The organism is Oharaeibacter diazotrophicus, assembly GCF_004362745.1.
In the GTDB taxonomy this organism is placed as follows: domain Bacteria; phylum Pseudomonadota; class Alphaproteobacteria; order Rhizobiales; family Pleomorphomonadaceae; genus Oharaeibacter; species Oharaeibacter diazotrophicus.
In genome coordinates, this window is sequence record NZ_SNXY01000007.1 from 320,748 (window position 1) to 340,184 (window position 19,437).

At 71.7% G+C, this 19,437-nt stretch carries 20 protein-coding genes; 10 read left to right on the forward strand and 10 right to left on the reverse strand.

Going from position 1 to position 19,437, the window contains the following annotated elements; translation table 11 throughout:
• Window positions 1-17: 17 nt before the first annotated feature.
• The 6 genes from EDD54_RS10025 to EDD54_RS10050 form a co-directional block, all read right to left on the reverse strand.
• Window positions 18-1,592 (reverse strand): sensor histidine kinase, encoded by a 1,575-nt coding sequence (locus EDD54_RS10025; RefSeq protein WP_126541035.1) that lies wholly within the window; start codon window positions 1,590-1,592, stop codon window positions 18-20.
• 124 nt (window positions 1,593-1,716) lie between these two features.
• Window positions 1,717-2,100: a cupin domain-containing protein gene (locus tag EDD54_RS10030; protein ID WP_208112176.1), complete on the reverse strand. Its 384-nt coding sequence runs from the start codon at window positions 2,098-2,100 to the stop codon at window positions 1,717-1,719.
• A gap of 185 nt (window positions 2,101-2,285) precedes the next feature.
• Window positions 2,286-2,579, reverse strand: coding sequence for a hypothetical protein (locus tag EDD54_RS10035; RefSeq protein ID WP_126541036.1), 294 nt, complete (start codon window positions 2,577-2,579; stop codon window positions 2,286-2,288).
• A gap of 72 nt (window positions 2,580-2,651) precedes the next feature.
• A complete protein-coding gene (locus EDD54_RS10040; RefSeq protein WP_126541037.1) occupies window positions 2,652-2,954 on the reverse strand; it encodes a hypothetical protein in 303 nt (100 codons plus the stop codon).
• 77 nt (window positions 2,955-3,031) lie between these two features.
• A complete protein-coding gene (locus EDD54_RS10045; protein WP_126541038.1) occupies window positions 3,032-3,337 on the reverse strand; it encodes a hypothetical protein in 306 nt (101 codons plus the stop codon).
• A gap of 118 nt (window positions 3,338-3,455) precedes the next feature.
• Complete coding sequence (locus EDD54_RS10050; protein WP_126541039.1) at window positions 3,456-3,758, reverse strand: hypothetical protein; 303 nt, start codon at window positions 3,756-3,758, stop codon at window positions 3,456-3,458.
• Between the two features lie 401 nt (window positions 3,759-4,159).
• Between EDD54_RS10050 and EDD54_RS10055 the strand changes: the two genes are divergently transcribed.
• Window positions 4,160-5,485, forward strand: a complete 1,326-nt coding sequence (locus EDD54_RS10055; protein WP_126541040.1) for an amidohydrolase family protein — start codon at window positions 4,160-4,162, stop codon at window positions 5,483-5,485.
• 81 nt (window positions 5,486-5,566) lie between these two features.
• On the opposite strand, the gene EDD54_RS10060 is transcribed toward EDD54_RS10055, so the two are convergent.
• Together EDD54_RS10060 and EDD54_RS10065 are read right to left on the reverse strand one after the other, a co-directional pair.
• Window positions 5,567-6,622 carry a Gfo/Idh/MocA family protein gene (locus EDD54_RS10060; protein WP_126541041.1) on the reverse strand — a complete coding sequence of 352 codons (1,056 nt, stop codon included), beginning with the start codon at window positions 6,620-6,622 and terminating at the stop codon, window positions 5,567-5,569.
• 299 nt (window positions 6,623-6,921) lie between these two features.
• Complete coding sequence (locus EDD54_RS10065; RefSeq protein ID WP_126541042.1) at window positions 6,922-7,707, reverse strand: ThuA domain-containing protein; 786 nt, start codon at window positions 7,705-7,707, stop codon at window positions 6,922-6,924.
• A 316-nt stretch (window positions 7,708-8,023) separates the two neighbouring features.
• Between EDD54_RS10065 and dapD the strand changes: the two genes are divergently transcribed.
• From dapD to EDD54_RS10085, 4 genes are all read left to right on the forward strand, one after another.
• On the forward strand, window positions 8,024-8,884 hold the full coding sequence (gene dapD / locus EDD54_RS10070) for a 2,3,4,5-tetrahydropyridine-2,6-dicarboxylate N-succinyltransferase (protein WP_126541043.1): 861 nt from the start codon (window positions 8,024-8,026) through the stop codon (window positions 8,882-8,884).
• A gap of 132 nt (window positions 8,885-9,016) precedes the next feature.
• Window positions 9,017-9,577, forward strand: a complete 561-nt coding sequence (locus tag EDD54_RS10075) for a DUF805 domain-containing protein (protein WP_126541044.1) — start codon at window positions 9,017-9,019, stop codon at window positions 9,575-9,577.
• Window positions 9,578-9,689: 112 nt separating this feature from the next.
• Window positions 9,690-10,130 carry a hypothetical protein gene (locus tag EDD54_RS10080; RefSeq protein ID WP_126541045.1) on the forward strand — a complete coding sequence of 147 codons (441 nt, stop codon included), beginning with the start codon at window positions 9,690-9,692 and terminating at the stop codon, window positions 10,128-10,130.
• A 252-nt stretch (window positions 10,131-10,382) separates the two neighbouring features.
• On the forward strand, window positions 10,383-11,048 hold the full coding sequence (locus EDD54_RS10085; protein WP_126541046.1) for a response regulator: 666 nt from the start codon (window positions 10,383-10,385) through the stop codon (window positions 11,046-11,048).
• A 60-nt stretch (window positions 11,049-11,108) separates the two neighbouring features.
• Here EDD54_RS10085 and EDD54_RS10090 read toward each other — a convergent pair whose 3' ends face one another.
• Window positions 11,109-11,576 carry a hypothetical protein gene (locus EDD54_RS10090; protein ID WP_126541047.1) on the reverse strand — a complete coding sequence of 156 codons (468 nt, stop codon included), beginning with the start codon at window positions 11,574-11,576 and terminating at the stop codon, window positions 11,109-11,111.
• Window positions 11,577-12,424: 848 nt separating this feature from the next.
• Here EDD54_RS10090 and EDD54_RS10095 point away from each other — a divergent pair.
• From EDD54_RS10095 to EDD54_RS22930, 3 genes are all read left to right on the forward strand, one after another.
• Complete coding sequence (locus EDD54_RS10095; RefSeq protein WP_126541048.1) at window positions 12,425-12,622, forward strand: hypothetical protein; 198 nt, start codon at window positions 12,425-12,427, stop codon at window positions 12,620-12,622.
• Window positions 12,623-12,664: 42 nt separating this feature from the next.
• Window positions 12,665-13,195, forward strand: coding sequence for a hypothetical protein (locus EDD54_RS10100; protein WP_126541049.1), 531 nt, complete (start codon window positions 12,665-12,667; stop codon window positions 13,193-13,195).
• A 202-nt stretch (window positions 13,196-13,397) separates the two neighbouring features.
• The gene (locus tag EDD54_RS22930) at window positions 13,398-13,802 is read left to right on the forward strand and encodes a hypothetical protein (protein ID WP_166653444.1); all 405 of its coding nucleotides are present in this window, start codon (window positions 13,398-13,400) and stop codon (window positions 13,800-13,802) included.
• Between the two features lie 75 nt (window positions 13,803-13,877).
• Here the strand turns inward: EDD54_RS22930 and EDD54_RS10105 are convergent, their stop codons facing one another.
• Window positions 13,878-17,390: a hybrid sensor histidine kinase/response regulator gene (locus tag EDD54_RS10105; RefSeq protein WP_245515718.1), complete on the reverse strand. Its 3,513-nt coding sequence runs from the start codon at window positions 17,388-17,390 to the stop codon at window positions 13,878-13,880.
• Window positions 17,391-17,602: 212 nt separating this feature from the next.
• Between EDD54_RS10105 and mscL the strand changes: the two genes are divergently transcribed.
• Together mscL and EDD54_RS10115 are read left to right on the forward strand one after the other, a co-directional pair.
• On the forward strand, window positions 17,603-18,019 hold the full coding sequence (mscL, locus tag EDD54_RS10110) for a large conductance mechanosensitive channel protein MscL (RefSeq protein WP_126541050.1): 417 nt from the start codon (window positions 17,603-17,605) through the stop codon (window positions 18,017-18,019).
• 100 nt (window positions 18,020-18,119) lie between these two features.
• Window positions 18,120-19,328, forward strand: coding sequence for a pyridoxal phosphate-dependent aminotransferase (locus EDD54_RS10115; RefSeq protein ID WP_207620276.1), 1,209 nt, complete (start codon window positions 18,120-18,122; stop codon window positions 19,326-19,328).
• Window positions 19,329-19,437 lie beyond the last annotated feature (109 nt).

Genomic DNA, 19,437 nt, shown 5'->3' on the forward strand with positions numbered 1-19,437 from the left:
GACCGCCCGGAGGCGTTTCACGCCGCGACGGCGTCCACCGGCACGCGGATCACCACGCGGTAGCCGGCGTCGCGATCGACGACGACCGACCCGTTCATCTGCCGCACCAACATGTCGACGATCTGCGCGCCGAGCCCGGAGCCGCGCGTCGGCGCGTCCTCGGCCGTCGCCTCGGCGACGTCGTTGGCGACGGCGATCTCGAGATCGCCGGCGTCGATGCGCACGGCGATGTCGAGCCGGCCGTGGGCGCGGTCGGAGAAGGCGTGCTTGAAGGCGTTGGTCACGGTCTCGTTGAGCGCGATCGCCACCAGTACCGCCCGGTCGAGCGGCAGCTCGACGTCCTCGACGGCGACGGTGACGTCGATCGTCTGGTCGGGCTTGCGCATCGCCTCGCAGATGCGATCCACGATCCGTCCGACGTAGGTGGCGAGCCGCACCGAGCCGTCGCGCCCGCCCTCGAGCTCGCCGTGGACGTCGGCGATCGCGAAGACGCGGTTGACGCTGTCCTGCAGCACCGCCTTGACCCCCGGGTCGGTGGTGCGCCGGATCTGCAGCCGGAGCAGGCTGGCGATGATCTGCAGGTTGTTCTTGACCCGGTGGTTGAGCTCGCGGAACAGCAGCTCCACCGTGTGGGTACGCTCGGCGACGCGCCGTTCCAGCGTCTCGTTGGCGTGGCGCAGGTCCGCGGCGGTCGCCTCCTCGCGCCGGACCGCCCGCAGGCCGTGCAGGGTCAGGAGCGCGAAGCCGAGAACGGTGACCGCGCCGATGGCGCCGAGCCGAAGCGAGCGGGCCTTCCAGTCGGCGAAGGCGACGCCGAGATCGGTCGCGGCGACCAGTGTGACCGGCGCGTCGTCGAGCCGGCGCACGGCGTAGAGCCAGCCGTCGGCCTCGATCCGGTCGCCGTCGGCGGCGGCGGCGATCCGCATGGCGAGCCCGGCGACGCGGCCCGACATCGCGGGCGGGGCCGCCGCCAGGGTCTCGCCGGCGGCGTTCAGGGCCGCGGCGCCCGAGTTGGGATCGCGCAGGACGCGGCCGTAGATGGTCGAGAAGAAGCCCTGGTCGACGCCGGCGACCACCGCCCCGGCGAATCTCCCCTTCGAGTCGTGCAGCGCCAGCGCCACCGGCGAGCGCATCCGCGGCACCACGCTGCCGAGTTCCGGCCGTCCGACGTAGAGCCCGTCCGGCTGCGCGCGCACCGCCCGCAGATAGGCGCGGTCGCGCACGTCGGTGCGCATCCGGGTGGTCGCCTTGTTGTTGACCCAGGTGAAGCCGCGGCGGTCGACCACCCACATCGTGCCGACCGCCGGGTTGCCGACGACGAGGTCGTCGAGGCGGAGCGCCAACGGTGCGATGTCCGTGACGTCGTCGGGATCGAGGCCGGCGACGATGTCGGCGGCGCGCGTCAGCACGGCGGCGGCGTTGCGCAGGCCCTGATCGGCGTGGGCCGCCAACTGGTCGACGCGTCCGGAGACCTCGGCGGCGACGAGCCGGCGCGTGGTCTCGTGGTCGCGCCAGACGCTCGCGAGCGCACCGACGCAACAGAGGATGGCAAAGACGGTCGCAGCGAGGATCCAGATCTGCCGCTGCCCCATGCGGTCGCCACTCCCGGGCGCTGGATGCGCCGTCGACGGTGCGACCGTACAGGAGGTCGCGAACCTGCGGAAGCGGCCCCGGTCCGCGCGTTCACGGCCATGGTCGGAATCGGCGAGCCGGCCGTCACGGCGTCGGCGCGGCGGCCTCGAGCGAGCGGTAGCCCTCCGGCCGGAACCGCGGCAGGCACAGGCAAAGGAAGACGAGGTCGTCGTCGCCGACGGCGGTGACGCGCTGCGGCGCGCCGGCGGGGATGTCGACCGCGTCGCCGGGGCCGACCGGGAAGGCCGCGCCGCCGCCCTCCATCAGGCCGCGGCCGGACAGCACCACGTAGATCTCGCGGACGTCGAGGGTGTGGAGCTCGGTGGTGACGCCGGGCTCGACACGGGCGCGGGCGAGCGACACCCCCGGCAGCTCGTCACGGTTCAGGAGCTCCAGGATGTGGCAGCGCTCGTCGGTCGGGAACTCGCCGTGGCCGGAGGCGGGCAGGAGGCGGGGCGCGAGGGGCACGGCTGGGTCCCGGTTGACGCGGTCCGCGATCCTAGGCCGGCCGGGCGGCCGGGCGCAAACGGCGTGCGAACGCGAAACGGCGCCGGAGGAGATCCGGCGCCGTTGCGGGCCGCCCCGTCGGGGGCGGTGGGCGTTCGATCGCCGCGGCCCGCTCCCCTCGGGAGCGGGTCGGCGGCGAGCCGGCGTCAGCGGCTGGAGTCGCCGTTGACGATGTCGAGCGTCGCGGCGTTCGCCGAGACCGAGCCGTGGGTCGTCACGACCGGCGCGGCCGAGGCGAGGGCGGCGGAGGCGACGTCCTGCTGCGACTGCGTCAGGTCGACCACCGGGGTCGAGACGTAGCCGCCGGTGTCGGCGACGGCGAAGGCGGTCGCGCGGGAGGCGGCGTCGCTCTGCGACAGCGCCGGGTCGAAGGCGGCCGAGGCGGCCGAGGTGAAGGCGACCAGGGCGATCGCGGCGGCGGAGAGGATGCGGGTGTTCATGACGGTCTCGATTTCAGGATCGGGCGGACGGAGGGCGTCGCGCCGGGGAGGGAAGAGGGTGTGGTCGCCGGTTCAGCGGGTCTGGTCACCGAGGGCGAAGTCGATCGCCGGGGCCTTCTGCACCGGGATGGCACCGTGGGTGGTGACGACCGGGACGGCCTGCGAGCGGACGATCTCGTTGGCGTCCTGCTGCGACAGGGCGAGGTCGATCGCCGGGGTCGTCACGTAGCCATTGGCCGAGGGGGCGACCGTGAAGGCGTTGGCGCGCTGGGCGGCGTCCTGGGCGCTGTTCATGAAGTCGACGCCGGCGGCCGAAGCGGCCGAGGTGAGGGCGACCAGGGCGATCGCGGCGGCGGAGAGGATGCGGGTGTTCATGACGGTCTCGATTTCAGAATCGGGCGGACGGTGGGCGTCGCGCCGGAAGGGAAGGGGAAGAGGGTGGAGCCGCCGGTTCAGCGGATCTGATCGCCGAGGGCGAAGTCGATCGCCGGGGCCTTCTGCACCGGGATGGCGCCGTGGGTGGTGACGACCGGGACGGCCTGCGAGCGGACGATCTCGTTGGCGTCCTGCTGCGACAGGGCGAGGTCGATCGCCGGGGTGGTCACGTAGCCGTTGGCCGAGGGGGCGACCGTGAAGGCGTTGGCGCGCTGGGCGGCGTCCTGGGCGCTGTTGGCGAAGTCGACGCCGCCGGCGGCCGAGGCGACCGAGGTCAGGGCGATCAGGGCGGCGGCGGAGAGGGTGACGAGCTTGGTGGTCATGATGGTCTTGCCTTCTTGAATGTCCGGGCTGCCGGGAGGGGGCGCCACGGGGAGGGGAGAAGTCTCGGGAGGACGCTTCGGAGGTCGGGTCGCGGGAGGGGTGGACCCGCGTCGGAGATCAGCGGGTCTGGTCGCCGATGGCGAGGTCGATCGCCGGGGCGGTGGCCGTCGCGGCAGCGCCGTGGGTGGTCACGACGGCGACGGCCTGGGAGCGGACGATCTCGTTGGCGTCCTGCTGCGACAGCGCGAGGTCGATCGCCGGGGTGGTGACGCGGCCGTCGGCCGACGGGGCGACCGAGAAGGCCTGGGCGCGCTGGGCGGCGTCCTGGGCGCTGTTGGCGAAGTCGACGCCGGCGGCGGAAGCGGCCGAGGTCAGCGCGATCAGGGCGGCGGCGGCGATGGTGGAGATCTTGGCGTTCATGGTAATCATCCCGTATTTTGTTCGTCTGACCGATCGACGTTGAAGTTTTCGTCTCGGTACTGGGCGGTTCGTTGTCGTCCGCCTCGGTGACCCTGATCTAATCCAGCCGGCCGACCGGTGGAAGAGGGTCGCCATTGAACAAACCGTTACGCAATTCGTGATCGATCCGGGGGTGGTCACCTGTCGATCACGTGGGAGTGATCTTCACTTTACCTTTCGCGATGAAACGTTCCGGCCGGTGGCAGCACCGGTTCGCCGCGCCGCGCTCCACCCCCGTCCGCGCCGCGGCCGCGGCGGCCCGCGGGGTTGCGGGAGCGGCGCCCGCCGTGCGAAATCGCCGGGTCGCCCCCGTCCGGGGCGAGCGATGCGGCGCCGGCACCCGGTGCCACGGCGGAGGTGCCATGACGGCCGGCTCTCACGATCTCGTCATCCGCGGCGCGACGCTCGTCACGTGTGATCCCGAGGGCACGGTGCTCGCCGACGCGGCCGTCGCGATCAGGGGTGAAAAGATCGACTGGATCGGCCCGACGGCCCTTGCGCCGGCCTCGGCGCGCCGCGTGATCGAAGCCCGTGACCGCATTCTGATGCCCGGTCTCGTCAACCTGCACTGCCACGCCGCCGACAGTCTGTTTCGCGGGCTGGTCGAGGACCTCCCGCTGGAGCCGTGGCTGCAGACCGTCTGGAAGGCGGAGCGGGCGATCCTGACCGAGGAGACCTGCGAGCTCGGTGCGCGTCTCGGCTTCGCCGAGCTGCTGCTCTCCGGCGTCACCACCGTGATGGACATGTTCTGGCACCCGGAGGCGACGGTGCGGGCGGCCAAGGCGCTCGGCATCCGCGTCGCCACCGGCGGCATCTTCTTCGACTTCCCCGGCATGGACGGCCACGGCGCCGAACGTCGGCGCGCCGACGCCGAGGCCTTCGCGGCCGCGCACGCGGGCGATCCCACGGTGTTCGTCGGCACGCTGCCGCACGGCACCTACACGGTGGGGCCGGCCGGGCTCGCCGACGCCTTCGCGGTGGCCGAGGCCGCGGGCGGCTTCTTCTCGACCCACGCCGCCGAGACGCGCGCCGAGCAGGACACCGTGACCGGCCGCTACGGCCGGAGCGTGATCCGCCACCTCGGCGCGCTCGGCCTGTTGTCGCCGCGCACGGTGCTGGCGCACTGCGTCCACGTCGACGCCGAGGAGATCGCAGCGATGGCGGCCTCGGGCACCACGGTCGCGCACAATCCGCTGTCGAACCTGAAGCTCGCCTCCGGCTTCGCGCCGGTGCCGGCGATGCTGGAAGCCGGCGTCAACGTCGCCCTCGGCACCGACGGCGCCATCTCCGGCAACGACATCGACCTCTGGCTGGCGATGCGGCTCGCCGCGACGCTGCACAAGGCGGTGACCGGCGACGCCACCGCGGTGTCGCCGCGCCAGGCGCTCGCGATGGCGACCACGGCCGGCGCGCGCGCCCTCGGCGCGTCCGACCGGATCGGTTCGATCGAGGTCGGCAAGCAGGCGGACCTGGTGCTGGTCGCGACCGACCGCGTCCACGCGGCACCGCTGTTCGACCCGGTCGCCCACCTCGTCTTCGCCGCCGGCCGGGCCGACGTGACCGATGTCCTGGTCGCCGGGCGGCCGGTGGTCGAGGCCGGCCGCCTCCTCACGGCCGACGTGCCGGCCCTCCTCGCCGACGTCCACGCGCTGAAGGCGCGCACGCTGGCGAGCATCGGTCGGACGTGAGCCCAAGCGCGCGACGTCCCGACCACGGGTCGGAACGCCCACGGGCGCCGGCCGCGAGGCCGCAACCTTGCACGAGACCGGTCAGCGCGGCTCGGCGATGCGGTGCTCGCGGCGGTCGCCCTCGGTGACGTAGCTCTCGTCGATCACCTTCTGCAGCTCCATGGCGCGGCGGAACGTCGGCTCTTCGGCGGCGCCGGTGAGGACGGCGCGGGCGAAGCGGTCGTAGTTTGTAGGCACCGTCTCGACCGGTACGTCGCGCCAGTTCTGGGTATGGACGTCCTCGCCGCAGCAGGCCTTGAGCGTCGAGCCGTCGAAGCCGTGCTGCACCTCGAGGCCGCCCTTGTCGCCGAACAGGCGCAGGCGCAGCGTGTTGGCGTAGCCCGAGGCCCAGCGGCTGGCGTGGATGACGCCGAGCGCGCCGTTGGCGAACTCGACGGTGGCCGAGAAGCTGTCGTTGGCGTCGAGCGGGTAGTCGCCGATGCGGTCGCCCTCGGCCTTGTGGAAGGTCTTGAGCCGGCAGAACAGATTGTCGACGTCGCTCGCCGCGCCCCAGGAGGCGAAGTCGAGGATGTGGATGCCGACGTCGCCGAGCACGCCCTTGGAGCCGTGGGCGGTGGAGAGCCGCCACAGCCAGCGGTCCTCGGTGCGCCAGTCGCCCCAGTGCAGGCCGACCAGCCAGCTCTGCAGGTAGCTCGCCTCGACGTGGCGGACCTCGCCGATCACGCCGTCGAGCACCAGCTGGCGCGCCTTTTGGATCTCCGGGACGTTGCGGTAGGACAGGTTGACCATGGCGACGACGCCGGCGTTCTCGGCCGCGAGGGTCATCTCGAGGGCGTCGGCGTAGGTCACCGCCAGCGGCTTCTCGCAGAAGACGTGCCGGCCGGCCCGGATCAGCTTCATCGTGGTCGGATGATGCTCGGCGTCGGGCGTGACGTTGGCGACGGCGTCGAAGTCGCCCCAGGCGATCGCCTCGTCGAGGCTGGTGAAGCCGTTCGGGATGTTGTGGCCGGCGCAGAAGGCGTCCACGCGCGAGGCCATGATGTCGACCGCGCCGACGACGGAGACGCCGTCGATCGCCGCGAAATGCTTGGCGTGGTTGGCCGCCATCGAACCGGTGCCGAGGATGAGGAGCCGCATGGGAGGTCGCTCGGGAGGAGGGGTGGTCGTTCGGGGGGAGGGTACGCGGGAACCGGCGCGGCGGCGCCGGACGCCGGGTGGCCCGGGGGGCGGTGCCGCACGAGAGGGGAGGCGGCCGCCGCGACGTCGAGCCCACCATGGGCGCGCCGCGCGGCGATCGTTTGACGAGGATGCGATGGTCCGATGGCGGCGGGCCGGCGATCGTCCGGCGGCGGGGCGCTCCCGGAGAAGCAGCGGCGGCGCGGTTTCCGGCCGGCCGTGGGGGCGGACGGCCGCGCAGGACGCGGCCGTCCGGGGGATCAGCGGTAGCCGGCCTCGCCGGGGGCGTGCAGCTTCGGCCCGCGCTCCTCGATCTTCTCGGGGGCGGTCTCGGTCGGCACGTTCGGGGCGTCGTGGATGCCGATCCAGGCGGCGGCGGGGTTGTAGGCCCACTTCACCGCGTTGAGCAGCACCCGGCGGACGTTGGGATCGTGGTAGGTCGGATAGGTCTCGTGGCCAGGGCGGAAGTAGAACACGTTGCCGGCGCCGCGCTTGTAGCAGAGGCCGGAGCGGAACACCTCGCCGCCCTGGAACCAGGACACGAACACCGTCTCCATCGGCTCCGGCACCGAGAAGGGCTCGCCGTACATCTCCTCGTTCTCGAGCTCGAAATACTCGGGCAGCCCGGCGGCGATCGGATGGTTGCGGTTGATGACCCAGAGCCGCTCGCGCTCGCCGGCCTCGCGCCACTTCAGGGCGCAGGGCGTGCCCATCAGGCGCTTGAAGATCTTGGAGAAGTGGCCGGAGTGCAGGACGATGAGGCCCATGCCCTCGAAGACCCGGCGGGCGACGCGCTCGACGACGGCGTCGTCGACCTCCCCGTGGGCCTGATGGCCCCACCAGACCAGCACGTCGGTGGCCGCCAGCTTCTCTTCGGTCAGCCCGTGCTCGGGGTCCTGCAGCGTCACCGTGGAGACGGCGACGGTGGGGTCGGCGGCGATCGCGGAGGCGATCGTCGCGTGCATGCCGTCCGGATAGATGGACCGGACGATCTCGTTGGTCTGCTCGTGGACGTTCTCGCCCCACACGGTCGTGCGGATGGTCACGCTACGCCTCCCCATGGCTCGGATGAAACGATCCAAAGCGCTTCCGCGAACCACTGTCAAGGGCCGCGGAGGAGCGCCGGACGGATTTTGTTTTCGGCGGAATCCCGCCGCAATCCGGCCGTTCTCACGCTCGAAGCGCTTTGAGTTTCGGTAACCCCTCGGACACCCCTCGGGTTCCCGCCGCGGCAGCGCGCGCCGGCCGCTCGGAGACCTCGCGGCGGGCCGGTTCGTCGCGGCGCCCGCTCGGGGCGTTGCAACGGCGGGCGGGCTTCACTAGGGTCCCGCGCCGATCCAGCCCTTCGTCCGGGGACAAGCCATGACCTCCGCCGCGCTCGCCGCCCACGCCGACCTCGCCGCCACCATCGACGCCGCCTGGGAGGACCGGGCGAACGTCGGCTTCGACACCCGCGGCCCCGTCCGCGAGGCGGTCGAGGAGGCGCTGAACCTGCTCGACGGCGGCAAGGTGCGCGTCGCCGAGAAGATCGGCGAGGACTGGGTGGTCAACCAGTTCCTCAAGAAGGCGGTGCTGCTGTCGTTCCGCCTCACCGACATGGCGGTGATCCCCGGCGGTCCCGGCGGCGCGACCTGGTGGGACAAGGTGCCCTCCAAGTTCGCCGGCTGGGGCGAGGACGAGTTCCGCGCCGCCGGCTTCCGCGCCGTGCCGGGCGCGGTGGTGCGCCGGTCGGCCTTCGTGGCGCCGCGCGTCGTGCTGATGCCGTCCTTCGTCAACCTCGGCGCCTACGTCGACACCGACACCATGGTCGACACCTGGGTCACCGTCGGCTCCTGCGCCCAGATCGGCAAGAACGTGCATCTCTCGGGCGGCGTCGGCATCGGCGGCGTGCTGGAGCCGATGCAGGCCGGCCCGACCATCATCGAGGACGACTGCTTCGTCGGCGCGCGCTCCGAGGTGGTCGAGGGCGTCGTGGTCGGCAAGGGGTCGGTGATCTCGATGGGCGTCTTCATCGGCGCCTCCACCAAGGTGATCGATCGCGAGACCGGCGAGGTCCACGTCGGCCGCGTGCCGCCCTATTCGGTGGTGGTGTCCGGCTCGCTGCCCGGCAAGCCGCTGCCGGACGGGCGGCCCGGTCCCAGCCTCTACTGCGCCGTGATCGTCAAGCGCGTCGACGAGAAGACCCGCTCCAAGACCTCGATCAACGACCTCCTGCGCGACTGATCCCGCGCCCCGGCGCCGGGTGAAACCTCGCGTCAACCATCGCGCGAAAAATCGCGCGCGGGCGCTGATCCGGCAACCGGGGCGTCATGTCCGGCACGTCAAAGTCGCGGTCTCCACGGCACGGGGGCCGCGATGTCGCTGTTCAATCTCCTGTTCGGGTTCCGCGGCCGGATCGGCCGGCTCGCCTTCTGGGTCGGCGGCCTCGTGCCGATGCTGATCTCGATCGCCATCGTTTTCGCGCTGTTAGCCATGTGGCGCGCCGGTCCGGAGGGGCCGTCGCCGGCCGCCTTTGCGCTGCTGTTCCTCGGCTTCCTGGTCGGGCTTTGGATCACCGTCGCGCTTCAGGTCAAGCGCTGGCACGACCGTGACAAGTCGGCGGTGTGGCTGCTGATGAACTGCGTGCCCTACGTCGGCTCGCTCTGGGTGCTGGTCGAGTGCGGCTTCCTCGCCGGCACGCCCGGCCCGAACCGCTACGATCTCGACCCGGCCGACCGCGCCGCCCTCGACGCGGCGCTGCGGGACGAGATCGTGGCGCGTGTCGTCCGCCGCGACGTCGCCGCCGGCCCGGGCGAGACGCCGGACGCCGGCCCGGACGCTCGGTCGCCGTCCGATGGCGGCTGGTCGCGACCGGCCGGCTGGCAGGGCGGCGGCCCAAGCAACCCGCCGCAGACCTTCGGCCGGCGCGGGCTCTGAGACCGTCGCGCTTCCCGCATCGTCCGACCGCCCGCCCTTTTCGCCGCGACGCCATGGCGCCGGGCGGCTCCGGCGCCTAGACTGTGCGCGGGGCTCGGGCAAGGAGGACGTGATGCGCATCGTCGTCGCCACCCTCGCGGCGTTGGTCGCGGGCGCCGCCGTGGCCGCCGAACCGGCGCCGCCGCCGGTGGACGGCCCCGTGGCCGCGGAGGACAACTTCGCGATCGCCCCGGCCGAGGGCCGCCACCTCAAGATCGACCGCCGCGACGGCCGGATCTCGCTCTGCGAGGAGAAGGCCGGCGCGTGGCGCTGCAGCCTCGTGCCCGACGACCGCGACGCCTACGAGGGCGAGATCGCCGCGCTGAAGAAGCGCGTCGCAGACCTCGAGGCCGAGGTCGCGGCCCTTCGCGCCGAGCGCCGCCCGCCGGCGGACGCCGCGGACGAGGAGAAGCGGCTCGACGAGTTCCTCGACTTCTCCGACAAGGCGTTCCGGCGCTTCTTCGGCATGGTCCGCGAGATGCGCCGCGAGTTCGGCGACGAGAGCCGGATCTGAGGCGGGAAAGTCCCGCGTCCCTTGCATTTCCGCCCCTCGGCATCTTCCAGGCTTGCAGGGCGGGGGCGAGGATAGATACTGTTTTCACGAGACGGTCGCGGCGGTCCCGGACGGGTGCCGCCGTCGGAGGGGAGGAGGGCCCGCGAGAAGGCCCCGTCGGGCGGACGACAGGATCGTCCCGCCCCGTTCCCCGCCGACCCGGACGCTCCCGCACGGGGTGCCGGTCGCCGTCGCGCGAGGGGGGAGAGCGCCATGGAGAACGCACGCTACCGGTTTCTGATCGCCGACGACCATCCCCTGTTCCGCGGCGCGTTGCGTCAGGCGCTGGAGGGGATGTTCGAGGGCGTCGTCATCATCGAGACCGGCTCGATCGAGGCGATGGGCACGGCGCTCGCCGCCGACGAGGACGTCGACCTCGTGCTGCTCGACCTCAACATGCCGGGCGTCCGCGGCTTCTCCGGCCTGCTCTACCTGCGCGCCTCGTTCCCGGGCGTGCCGGTGATGGTGGTCTCGGCCACCGAGGAGGCGGCCGTGATCCGCCGCTGCATGGAAATGGGCGCCTCGGGCTTCATCCCGAAGTCGCTCGGCATCGAGGTGATCCGCACCGCCGTCGGCCGCGTGCTCGAGGGCGGCGTCTGGACCCCGCCCGACATCGACATCTCCGGTCGCGACGAGAATTCCGACCTCGTCGCCCGGCTGGCCTCGCTGACGCCGCAGCAGGTGCGCGTGCTGATGATGCTGTCGGAGGGGCTGCTCAACAAGCAGATCGCCTACGAGCTCACGGTGTCGGAGGCGACCGTCAAGGCGCACGTCTCGGCGATCCTGCAGAAGCTCGGCGTCGAGAGCCGCACCCAGGCCGTGATCGCCGCCTCGAAGATCGAGAACGGCCAGTGGCAGGCGCTGCAGGCGGCGGGCTGAGCGAAAGCCCCGCCCCTCGACGAGGGGCGGGGTCGCGAGCGGCTCCTGCGGCGGGCGTGGTCACTCCAGGATGCCGGAGATCGAGCAGTCGGTGCCCGTGTTGAAGAGGCTGTCGGTCGTCCGATACATGCCGATGTAGGGGCGCTGGCCGGCCAGCAGGACGTGGGTCACCTTCTGATTCACCTGCCAGATGCTCGTGCCGCCGTAGGGGGCGTCGCCGATCTTCGTCATGGTGAGGTAGGTCTCCTGCTCCGTCTTGGACCCGTTGGACTTGGTCCCATTCAGCAGCGAGTAGTAGATGCTCTCGTTCTTCGGGATCATGGCCCTGCAGCTGACGTCGGTGATCACGAGGCGCTTGCCGATGGGAACGGGGCTGAAGGTGACGTAGCAGTTCATCAGATCGCCGCAGTCGCTGCTCGCCTGCTCGATCAGACGGTTGCCGGTGATCTGCAGGGCGGACGCGTCGTAGACGGTGGCCGCGGTGGCGATGGCGAAGACGGCGGTGGCGAGGGCGGTGAACTTGGACATCGGTTCGTTCCTTTTCGGATGGCGACGGCGGGAGGCGTTGCTGAGGACCTGAGCGCCGGTCGATCCGTGATTTCCGTCGTCCGGCGTTGAAAGTGACGATGAACCCGGGTTGTTTCGGTACGAGGTCGCGCCGAACGACCCGTCTGTAACGGATGAAACATCGAGGGCCGGCGGGTCGGACGGCACCGCCGCCGGCTTGACGATCCGGGCCCCGCTGGCGATGATCGACGCCGCGGCGACGGCGCGGCCGAGATGCCGATACGAGCGCGTCGATGCCGGGATTGGCGTCGAGGCGGTCGTCCACCGGCAAGAGGTCGGGCGCGCCGGTCTCCACGGCGCTGGTGTCCGCACCGACGGATCCCTGCGGCGCGTCGTCCCGCCGCACCGGCCGCGCGCCGCCGCGCGGTCCGGCCCCCTCTCCGCAACCGGAGATCCGCCGTGCGCACCGCCGTTCCCGCCGTCCTCGCCGCCCTTCTCCTCCCGGCGATCCCGCCGGCCGCCGCCGCCGACGTGGTCGCCGTGTCGGCGGCCGCCGACTCGCTGACGATCTACCGATCGCCGACCGACGACGTCGCCGCGGTGGCGCGGATCGGCGAGGAGGCCTGGTCCTTCGTCGCCTCGCGGCAGGCCGGCCGACGCCGCCGGCCTCGGCCCGGCGGATCCCGGTCGGCGGCGTCGCCTTCTCGGCGACGCTGGCGGCCTGTCCGGCGCCCTATGCCTATCCACGGCCGATCGACGTCGGCGGCGTCGGGCTCCGGGTCGTCGGCCCGGGCTTCGGCACGGTCGACATTCCGGCGCGGCGGGTCTCGCCGCAGGCCAACGACTGGCGCGCCGAGGTCGACCTGCTGGTGGTCAAGGAGTACCTGCGCCGGGTCGACCAGGTGCAGTCGGACCTCGAGTTCTCGATGAACCTCCTCTGCCCGCTGCTCACGGTGAGTTCGTGCGCGGCGCTGCCGCCGAAGTACCGGCTCGGCTGCGGACATGCCTACGATCCCGGCGCGGCGATCTGCGCCGGCTTCTCCGAGCTGAGCCGGCGGGTGTCGTAGCTGCGCAAGGACCGCCTCGCCGCCATCGACGGCAGCTTCACCATGGTGCCGAGCCTCACCTACACCGATCCGAACGGCGTCCCCGAGACCGTCCGCCTGCCGGCCGTCTCCTACCGGCCGTCGCAGGGAGCGCGGTCCGTCGCGGTGACCTTCGCGCCGTCGTGCTGGTCGCGCTTCCAGGGCGACGTCTCGGCTCTCGGCCGCGCCAGCCTCGTCGAGAACGGCAAGACGACCTGCACCGCCAAGCTGGGGTTGGCCGGCCGGGTCCAGGCGACGCTGTCGCAGAAGAAGCCGGGCGCGGCGCGCGTCTCCCTGTTCGGCGGCGAGGCCATATCCAACTCGGCGCCGTGCGACTGGGAGGACGACTGGGCGATCGGCTTCGCCAAGGACGTGCCCCTGAAGGGCGCGTCGGCCTCCTTCGCGACCGGCCCGCTCACCGACCGCTGGGGCGGCGCGATCCGGTTCGGAACGACGTCGGCGTCCGGCTCGATCTCGCACCGGTTTTCCGAGACGTTCGGCTCCTTCACCCAGCGCGGCTCCGTCGCGGCGGGCCTGCGGTTGTCCCGCTACTGACCGACGACCAGGCCGCCGCACCGCGCGATCATCGAAGCGGACGATGGGGGGATCGCTGAAAACGATATCAGTTCCTCGAGGCGAGTCGGCTGCCGCGCGGTGGCGGCGCGGCGTCGCGCCACCGGTCGTGCGGCGTACACATGGCGGAAACGCCTTATAAATCAGATGCGACCTCCGGCGGCGTCCCGGAGATATGCAAGAAATGGATTTCAGCCCATTGTTTTATCAACTGGATAAAATCCGCCGGCTTCGGCATGGTCTCGCCATCTCACACGACGACGGATCGACCATGCGCTATCTCCACGCGACCGCGACGATTCAGTGCCCGAACGAAGCCCTGCTGCTCGACGCGGCCCTGCGCCACGTGGCACGCCGAGGCGTGACGCCGGGCACCTATCTCGAGGTTCGTCGCCGTGCGCCGTCGCCGATGGCCTTCGACGTCGAGACCGTGGTTCGCGAGGCGCTCGTCGCCGGCTCCTGCAACGTGCTCGACTGGTCGGCGACGGATCTGCCGAGCACCGCCGCCCCCTCGCGCCACGACGCCGCCAGGACCGGCGGCGAGGTCGTGTCGATGTCGGCCGCCCGCGGCGCTCCCGCCAACGACTGACGCGGTCGTCGCGGCGTCCCGGCCCGGCGCCGGGATCCCCCGCGCCCGTCGGCCGATCCCCGGGGCGCGCGCCGCCTATTCCGCGGCGGCCCGGCTCGCGCGCTGCTGGGCGATCATCGCGCGCAGCGCCGCCGGTTTGACCGGCTTGAACAAGACGCCGACGTCCTTCTCCGCCGCCTCGGACTTTACGGTCGGCTGACGGTTGGCGGTGATAAGCACGGCGGGAATGTCGCCGCCGAAGCGCCAGCGCAGCCGCACCACCGCGTCGATGCCGGTGCCCTCGTCGAGGTGGTAGTCCACCAGCATGACGTCCGGCGCGCCGGTCTCCTTGACCGCGGCGATCGCCTCCTTGGCCCCGGGGGCGGTGACGACCCGGCAGCCCCAGCCTTCCAGCAGTGCCCGCATCCCGTCGAGAATCCGGGGTTCGTTGTCGATGCACAGGATCGACAGGCCGGCGAGATCGGCCGTCGGTGGCTTCGGCTGCGGCTGTGCGACCACGAGGTTCGGCAGCGGCGCCGCCTCGGGCAGTTCGATCCGGAAGGTCGAGCCGCGGCCGGGCGTCGAGTCCACCGTCACCGGATGGTCGAGCACCCGGGCGATGCGCTCGACGATCGACAGCCCGAGCCCGAGCCCGCGGGCGACGCGGACGCCGGCGTCGAGCCGGTGGAATTCGCGGAAGATCGCCCGCTGTTTGGCGGCGGGGATGCCGATGCCGGTGTCGGTGACCTGGACCGCGATCCGCCCGCCGAGCCGCCGGCAGCCGACCAGGACGCGGCCCTCCTCGGTGTACTTGATCGCGTTGGAGATCAGGTTCTGCAGGATGCGCCGGAGCAGCCGGCGGTCGGAGCGCACGGTGGCGGTCGAAGGCACCACCACGAGTTCGAGGCCCTTGTCGCGGGCGAGCGGTTCGAACTCGAGCGTCAGCGGCTTCAACACCTCGTCGAGGCGGACGAGGCCGATCTCCGGCTTCAGCGCCCCGGTGTCGAGCCGGGAGATGTCGAGCACGGCGCCGAGGATCTCCTCGACCGATTCCAGCGAGGCGTCGATGTTGGCGACGTGGTCGGAGAGGCCGCCGCCGGCGGTCTTCTCGACGAGGCTGGTGGTGTAGAGCCGCGCCGCGTTGAGCGGCTGCAGGATGTCGTGGCTGGCGGCGGCGAGGAAGCGGGTCTTGCCGAGATTGGCCTCGTCGGCGGTTGCCTTGGCCTTGGCGAGGGCGTCGTTGGCAGCCGTCAGCGCCTCGGTGCGCTCCTTGACGCGGCGCTCGAGGGATTCGTTGGCGCGGGCGAGCGCGCGCTCGCTCTCGACGCGGTCGGTGATGTCGGTGGCGGTCATCACGATGCCGCCGTCCGGCATGGCGCTGGTGCGCAGTTCGAGCACGGTGCCGGTCGGCTGCAGCGTCTCCTGCACTGTCGCGAGCCGGCGCACGAAGCGGTCGAGCCGGTCGGCGACGATGTCCTCCGGGGAGCCGTCGCCGTAGAGGCCGCGCTCGGCGTTGTAGCGCAGGATCTCGGTGAGCGGCGTGCCGACCTGACCGAATTCGGGCGGCAGGTCGAGGAGATCGCGGTAGCGCCGGTTCCAGCAGATCAGCCGCAGGTCCTTGTCGAACACGCCGATGCCTTGCGCGACCTGGTCGAGCGCGATCTGCATCAGGTCGCGCGAATACTGGATCGCCTCGGTGGCGTCGTCGAGCAGCTTCATCGCCGCCTTGGTCGACGGGTCGCGCCGCTTCAGGAGCAGCGACAGCACCAGCCGGGCCGACGCCGCGCCGATCGCGCTCGCCAGCATCTGCTCGGCGAAGCGCAGGAGGTCGACGCTCGCCGGCATCAGCGGTTCCAGCGTCGCGCCCTGCTCGCGGGCGTGCCGGTTGAACGAGCGCTCGGTGCGCTCCTCGCCGATGTAGCGCGCCACCGTCGTCCTGAGGTCGTCGACGGTGACGCTGGTGCGCCAGCGCCGGTAGGACGGTGCCGGGGCGAACTGCGGCGGCACGAAGATCGAGGCCTGTGCCCGCTCGATCGGCCGCGGCCGGCCGAGCGCCGACACGGTCGCCAGCACCAGCGCGTTCAGCGTCAGGCTCCAGAACACGCCGTGGGTGAAGGGCTCGAAGGCGATGCCGAACAGCGCCTCGGGCTTCAGGAGTTCGAGCCCGAACGGGCCGGAATGCAGGACGTCGGTCGATACCAGCCCGGCGCCGGCGAGCGCCGGCAGCATCAGCGTGTAGAGCCAGAGCGCGAAGCCGGTGACCATGCCGGCGATGGCGCCGCGCGCGGTCGCCCCGCGCCAGACGAGGCCGATCAGGAAGGCCGGCGCCAGCTGCGCGATCGCGGCGAAGGACAGGAAGCCGATCGAGGCCAGCGCCGCCGAATTGCCGGCGGCGCGGTAGTAGACGTAGCCGGCGACCATCAGCACGAAGATCGCGATCCGCCGCACCACCAGCACGAGGCTGCCGATGTCGCGCCGGTTCAGGGCGTCGTCGGGCCGGCGCCGGAGCAGGAACGGCATCACGAGGTCGTTGCAGATCATGATCGACAGCGCGACGCAGGCGACGATCACCATCGCGGTCGCCGCCGACAGCCCGCCGACGAAGGCGACCATGGTGACGAAGCCGTCGCCGGCGTGCATCGGCAGCGCCAGCACGAACAGGTCGCCCGGCACGTCGCGGCCGAGCCGGATCAGGCCGGCCAGCGCGATCGGCACCACGAACAGGCTGATCGCGACCAGATAGAGCGGGAACATCCAGGTCGCGCGCCGGATCTCGCGGTCGGCGTTGTTCTCGACCACGGTGACGTGGAACTGGCGCGGCAGCATCAGGATCGCGAACACCGACACCAGCGTCTGCGCGATCAGCGTGCCGCCCTGGCCGCCGTTGCGCAGCACCGCGGAGGCGCCGGTCTGCTCGGCCTTGGCCCAGAGGTCGGCCGGGCCGTCGAACAGGTGGAAGGTGACGTAGATGCCGACGGCGACGAGGCAGACCAGTTTGACGACCGACTCGGTCGCCACCGCCAGCATCAGGCCCTCCTGGTGCTCGGTGGCGTCGATGTGGCGGGTGCCGAACAGCACCGCGAAGGCGGCCATGGTCAGCGCCACCAGGAGCGCGACGTCGCCGATCACCGGCACCGGGCCCATCGGTTCGCCGTGGTCGAACGAGATCAGCGCCGACACCGAGCTCGACACCGCCTTCAGCTGCAGCGCGATGTAGGGCAGCGTCGCCACCACCGCGATGATCGCCACCGTCGCCGCCACCGCCTGGCTCTTGCCGTAGCGGGCGGCGAGGAAGTCGGCGATCGAGGTGATGTGCTCGGCCTTGGCGAGGCGGACGATCCGCCGGATCACCGGATAGCCGAGCGCCCACACCAGCATCGGCCCGACGTAGATCGTCAGGTAGTCGAAGCCGTGGCCGGCGGCGAGGCCGACTGCGCCGAAGAAGGTCCAGGACGTGCAGTAGACCCCGAGCGACAGGGCGTAGATCATCGGCCGGCCACGGCCGCCGGGTCGCCGCAGGCTGCGGCGGTCGCCGAGGCTCGCCACCAGGAACAGCGCCCCGATGTAGGCGAGCGCCACCGCGATGATGGCCCAACCCTGCAGCAGCATCCGCCGCCCCTCCCGGCCGGCGTTCCCCGCGCCGTGCCTCATCGGGTCCGATCCGACCACGTCGCGCCGGCCTTGTCCATCGGGAGGGACCCGGGGGGAGGAGGCGGCGCGATGGTGGACGGCGTGAACGGCGGGCTTCAACCGCGCCGGCGCGGTTGCTAAAAGGTTGACGGACGGTTGACGTTTTTCTCGTCTCTAGGGGAGTTGCGGCGATGCTGAAGGAATTCCGGGAGTTCGCCCTCAAGGGCAACATGGTCGACCTCGCCATCGGCGTGATCATCGGCGGCGCCTTCGGCGGCCTCGTCAACTCGATCGTCGCCGACATCATCATGCCGATCGTCGGCGTGATCACCGGCGGCATCGACTTCACCAACCTCTACGTCCAGCTCGCCGGCACGCCGGTCGAGAACGACCTCGAGGCGGCCCGCAAGGCCGGCGCCACGCTCGCCTACGGCAACTTCCTGACGCTGTTCATCAATTTCCTGATCGTGGCGTTCGTGCTGTTCATGGTCGTCAAGGCGATGAACCGGCTGAAGCGCAAGGAGGCCGCCGCTCCCGCCGCCCCGCCGGCGCCGTCGGCCGAGGTGGTGCTCCTCACCGAGATCCGCGACGCCCTCAAGGCGCGCTGACCGCCGGTCCCGACCGCCGGCAGGGGTTTCCCCGCGCGCCCGGCCGCGATATGGCAGGGCGCGCGAGCGGCGCAGCCGGCGCCGCGCCAGGATGTCCCCGATGAGCCAGACCGACCGCCTCCTCTCCTCCCTCACCGCCGACGCGCGCGGCGCGCCGCCGAGCGGCATCGTCGAGGTGATGCGGCACGGTCACGGCAAGCCCGGAATCGTGCCGCTCTGGGCCGGCGAGGGCGACCTGCCGACGCCGGCCTTCGTCCACGAGGCGGCGGCGCGATCGCTCGCCGCCGGCGAAACCTTCTACACGCTGCAGACCGGCCTGCCGGAGTTCCGCGCGGCGCTGGCGGCCTATCACGATCGCGTCTACGGCCCGCTGTTCGGCCGCCCGTTCGAACCGGCGCGCTTCCTCGTCACCGGCGGCGGCATGCACGCGATCCAACTCGCGGTTACCGCGATCGCCGGCCCGGGCGACGAGGTGCTGGTGCCGACGCCGGCGTGGCCGAACTTCGCCGCCGCCGTCGGCATCCGCGGCGCCCGCCCGGTCGAGGTGCCGATGCGCTTCGGCAACGACGGTTTCACGCTCGACCTCGACGACCTCGCCGCGGCGATCACGCCGGCGACCCGGGCGATCTTCGTCAACTCGCCGTCCAACCCGACCGGATGGACGGCCGACGCGGCGACGCTCGCCGCCATCCTCGAGCTTTCCCGCCGCCACGGGCTCTGGATCGTCGCCGACGAGGTCTATGGCCGCTTCCACTACGTCGAGGGACGGCCGGTGGCGCCGTCGTTCCACCACCTGATCGACGAGGACGACCGGGTGATCTTCGTCAACACCTTCTCCAAGAACTGGGCGATGACCGGCTGGCGGATCGGTTGGATCGAGGTGCCGACCGCGCTGTCGGAGACGATCCAGAACCTGATCCAGTATTCGAGTTCGGGCACGGCGGTGTTCATGCAACGCGCCGCGATCGCCGCGCTCGGCGACGGCGACGGCTTCCTCGCCGAACAGGTCGCCCGCGCCCGCACCGGCCGCGACATCGTCGCCGGCGCGCTCGAGGCGAGCGGGCGGGTCCGCTTCTCCCGGCCCGAGGGGGCGTTCTACCTGTTCTTCTCGATCGACGGCGAACCCGACGTCCGCCGCCTCGGGTTGCGTCTCGTGGACGAGGCGAACGTCGGTCTGGCGCCCGGGACGGCCTTCGGACACGCCGGGGCGGGGTTCATGCGCCTCTGCTTCGCGAGGGGATCGGCAAACCTGCAAATCGCCGCCGAGCGCTTGAAGGTATGGTTGGACAACGGCCGGTCCATGGGGTGAAATACGATCGGGATCCGTGGATGGGGCCGCGATTCTCGCTCGGGTGAAGGGGCAGGGGCAGGCTGGGGATGCACAACTTCCGCGGGGTGGACGATACCTCCGGCGAGCG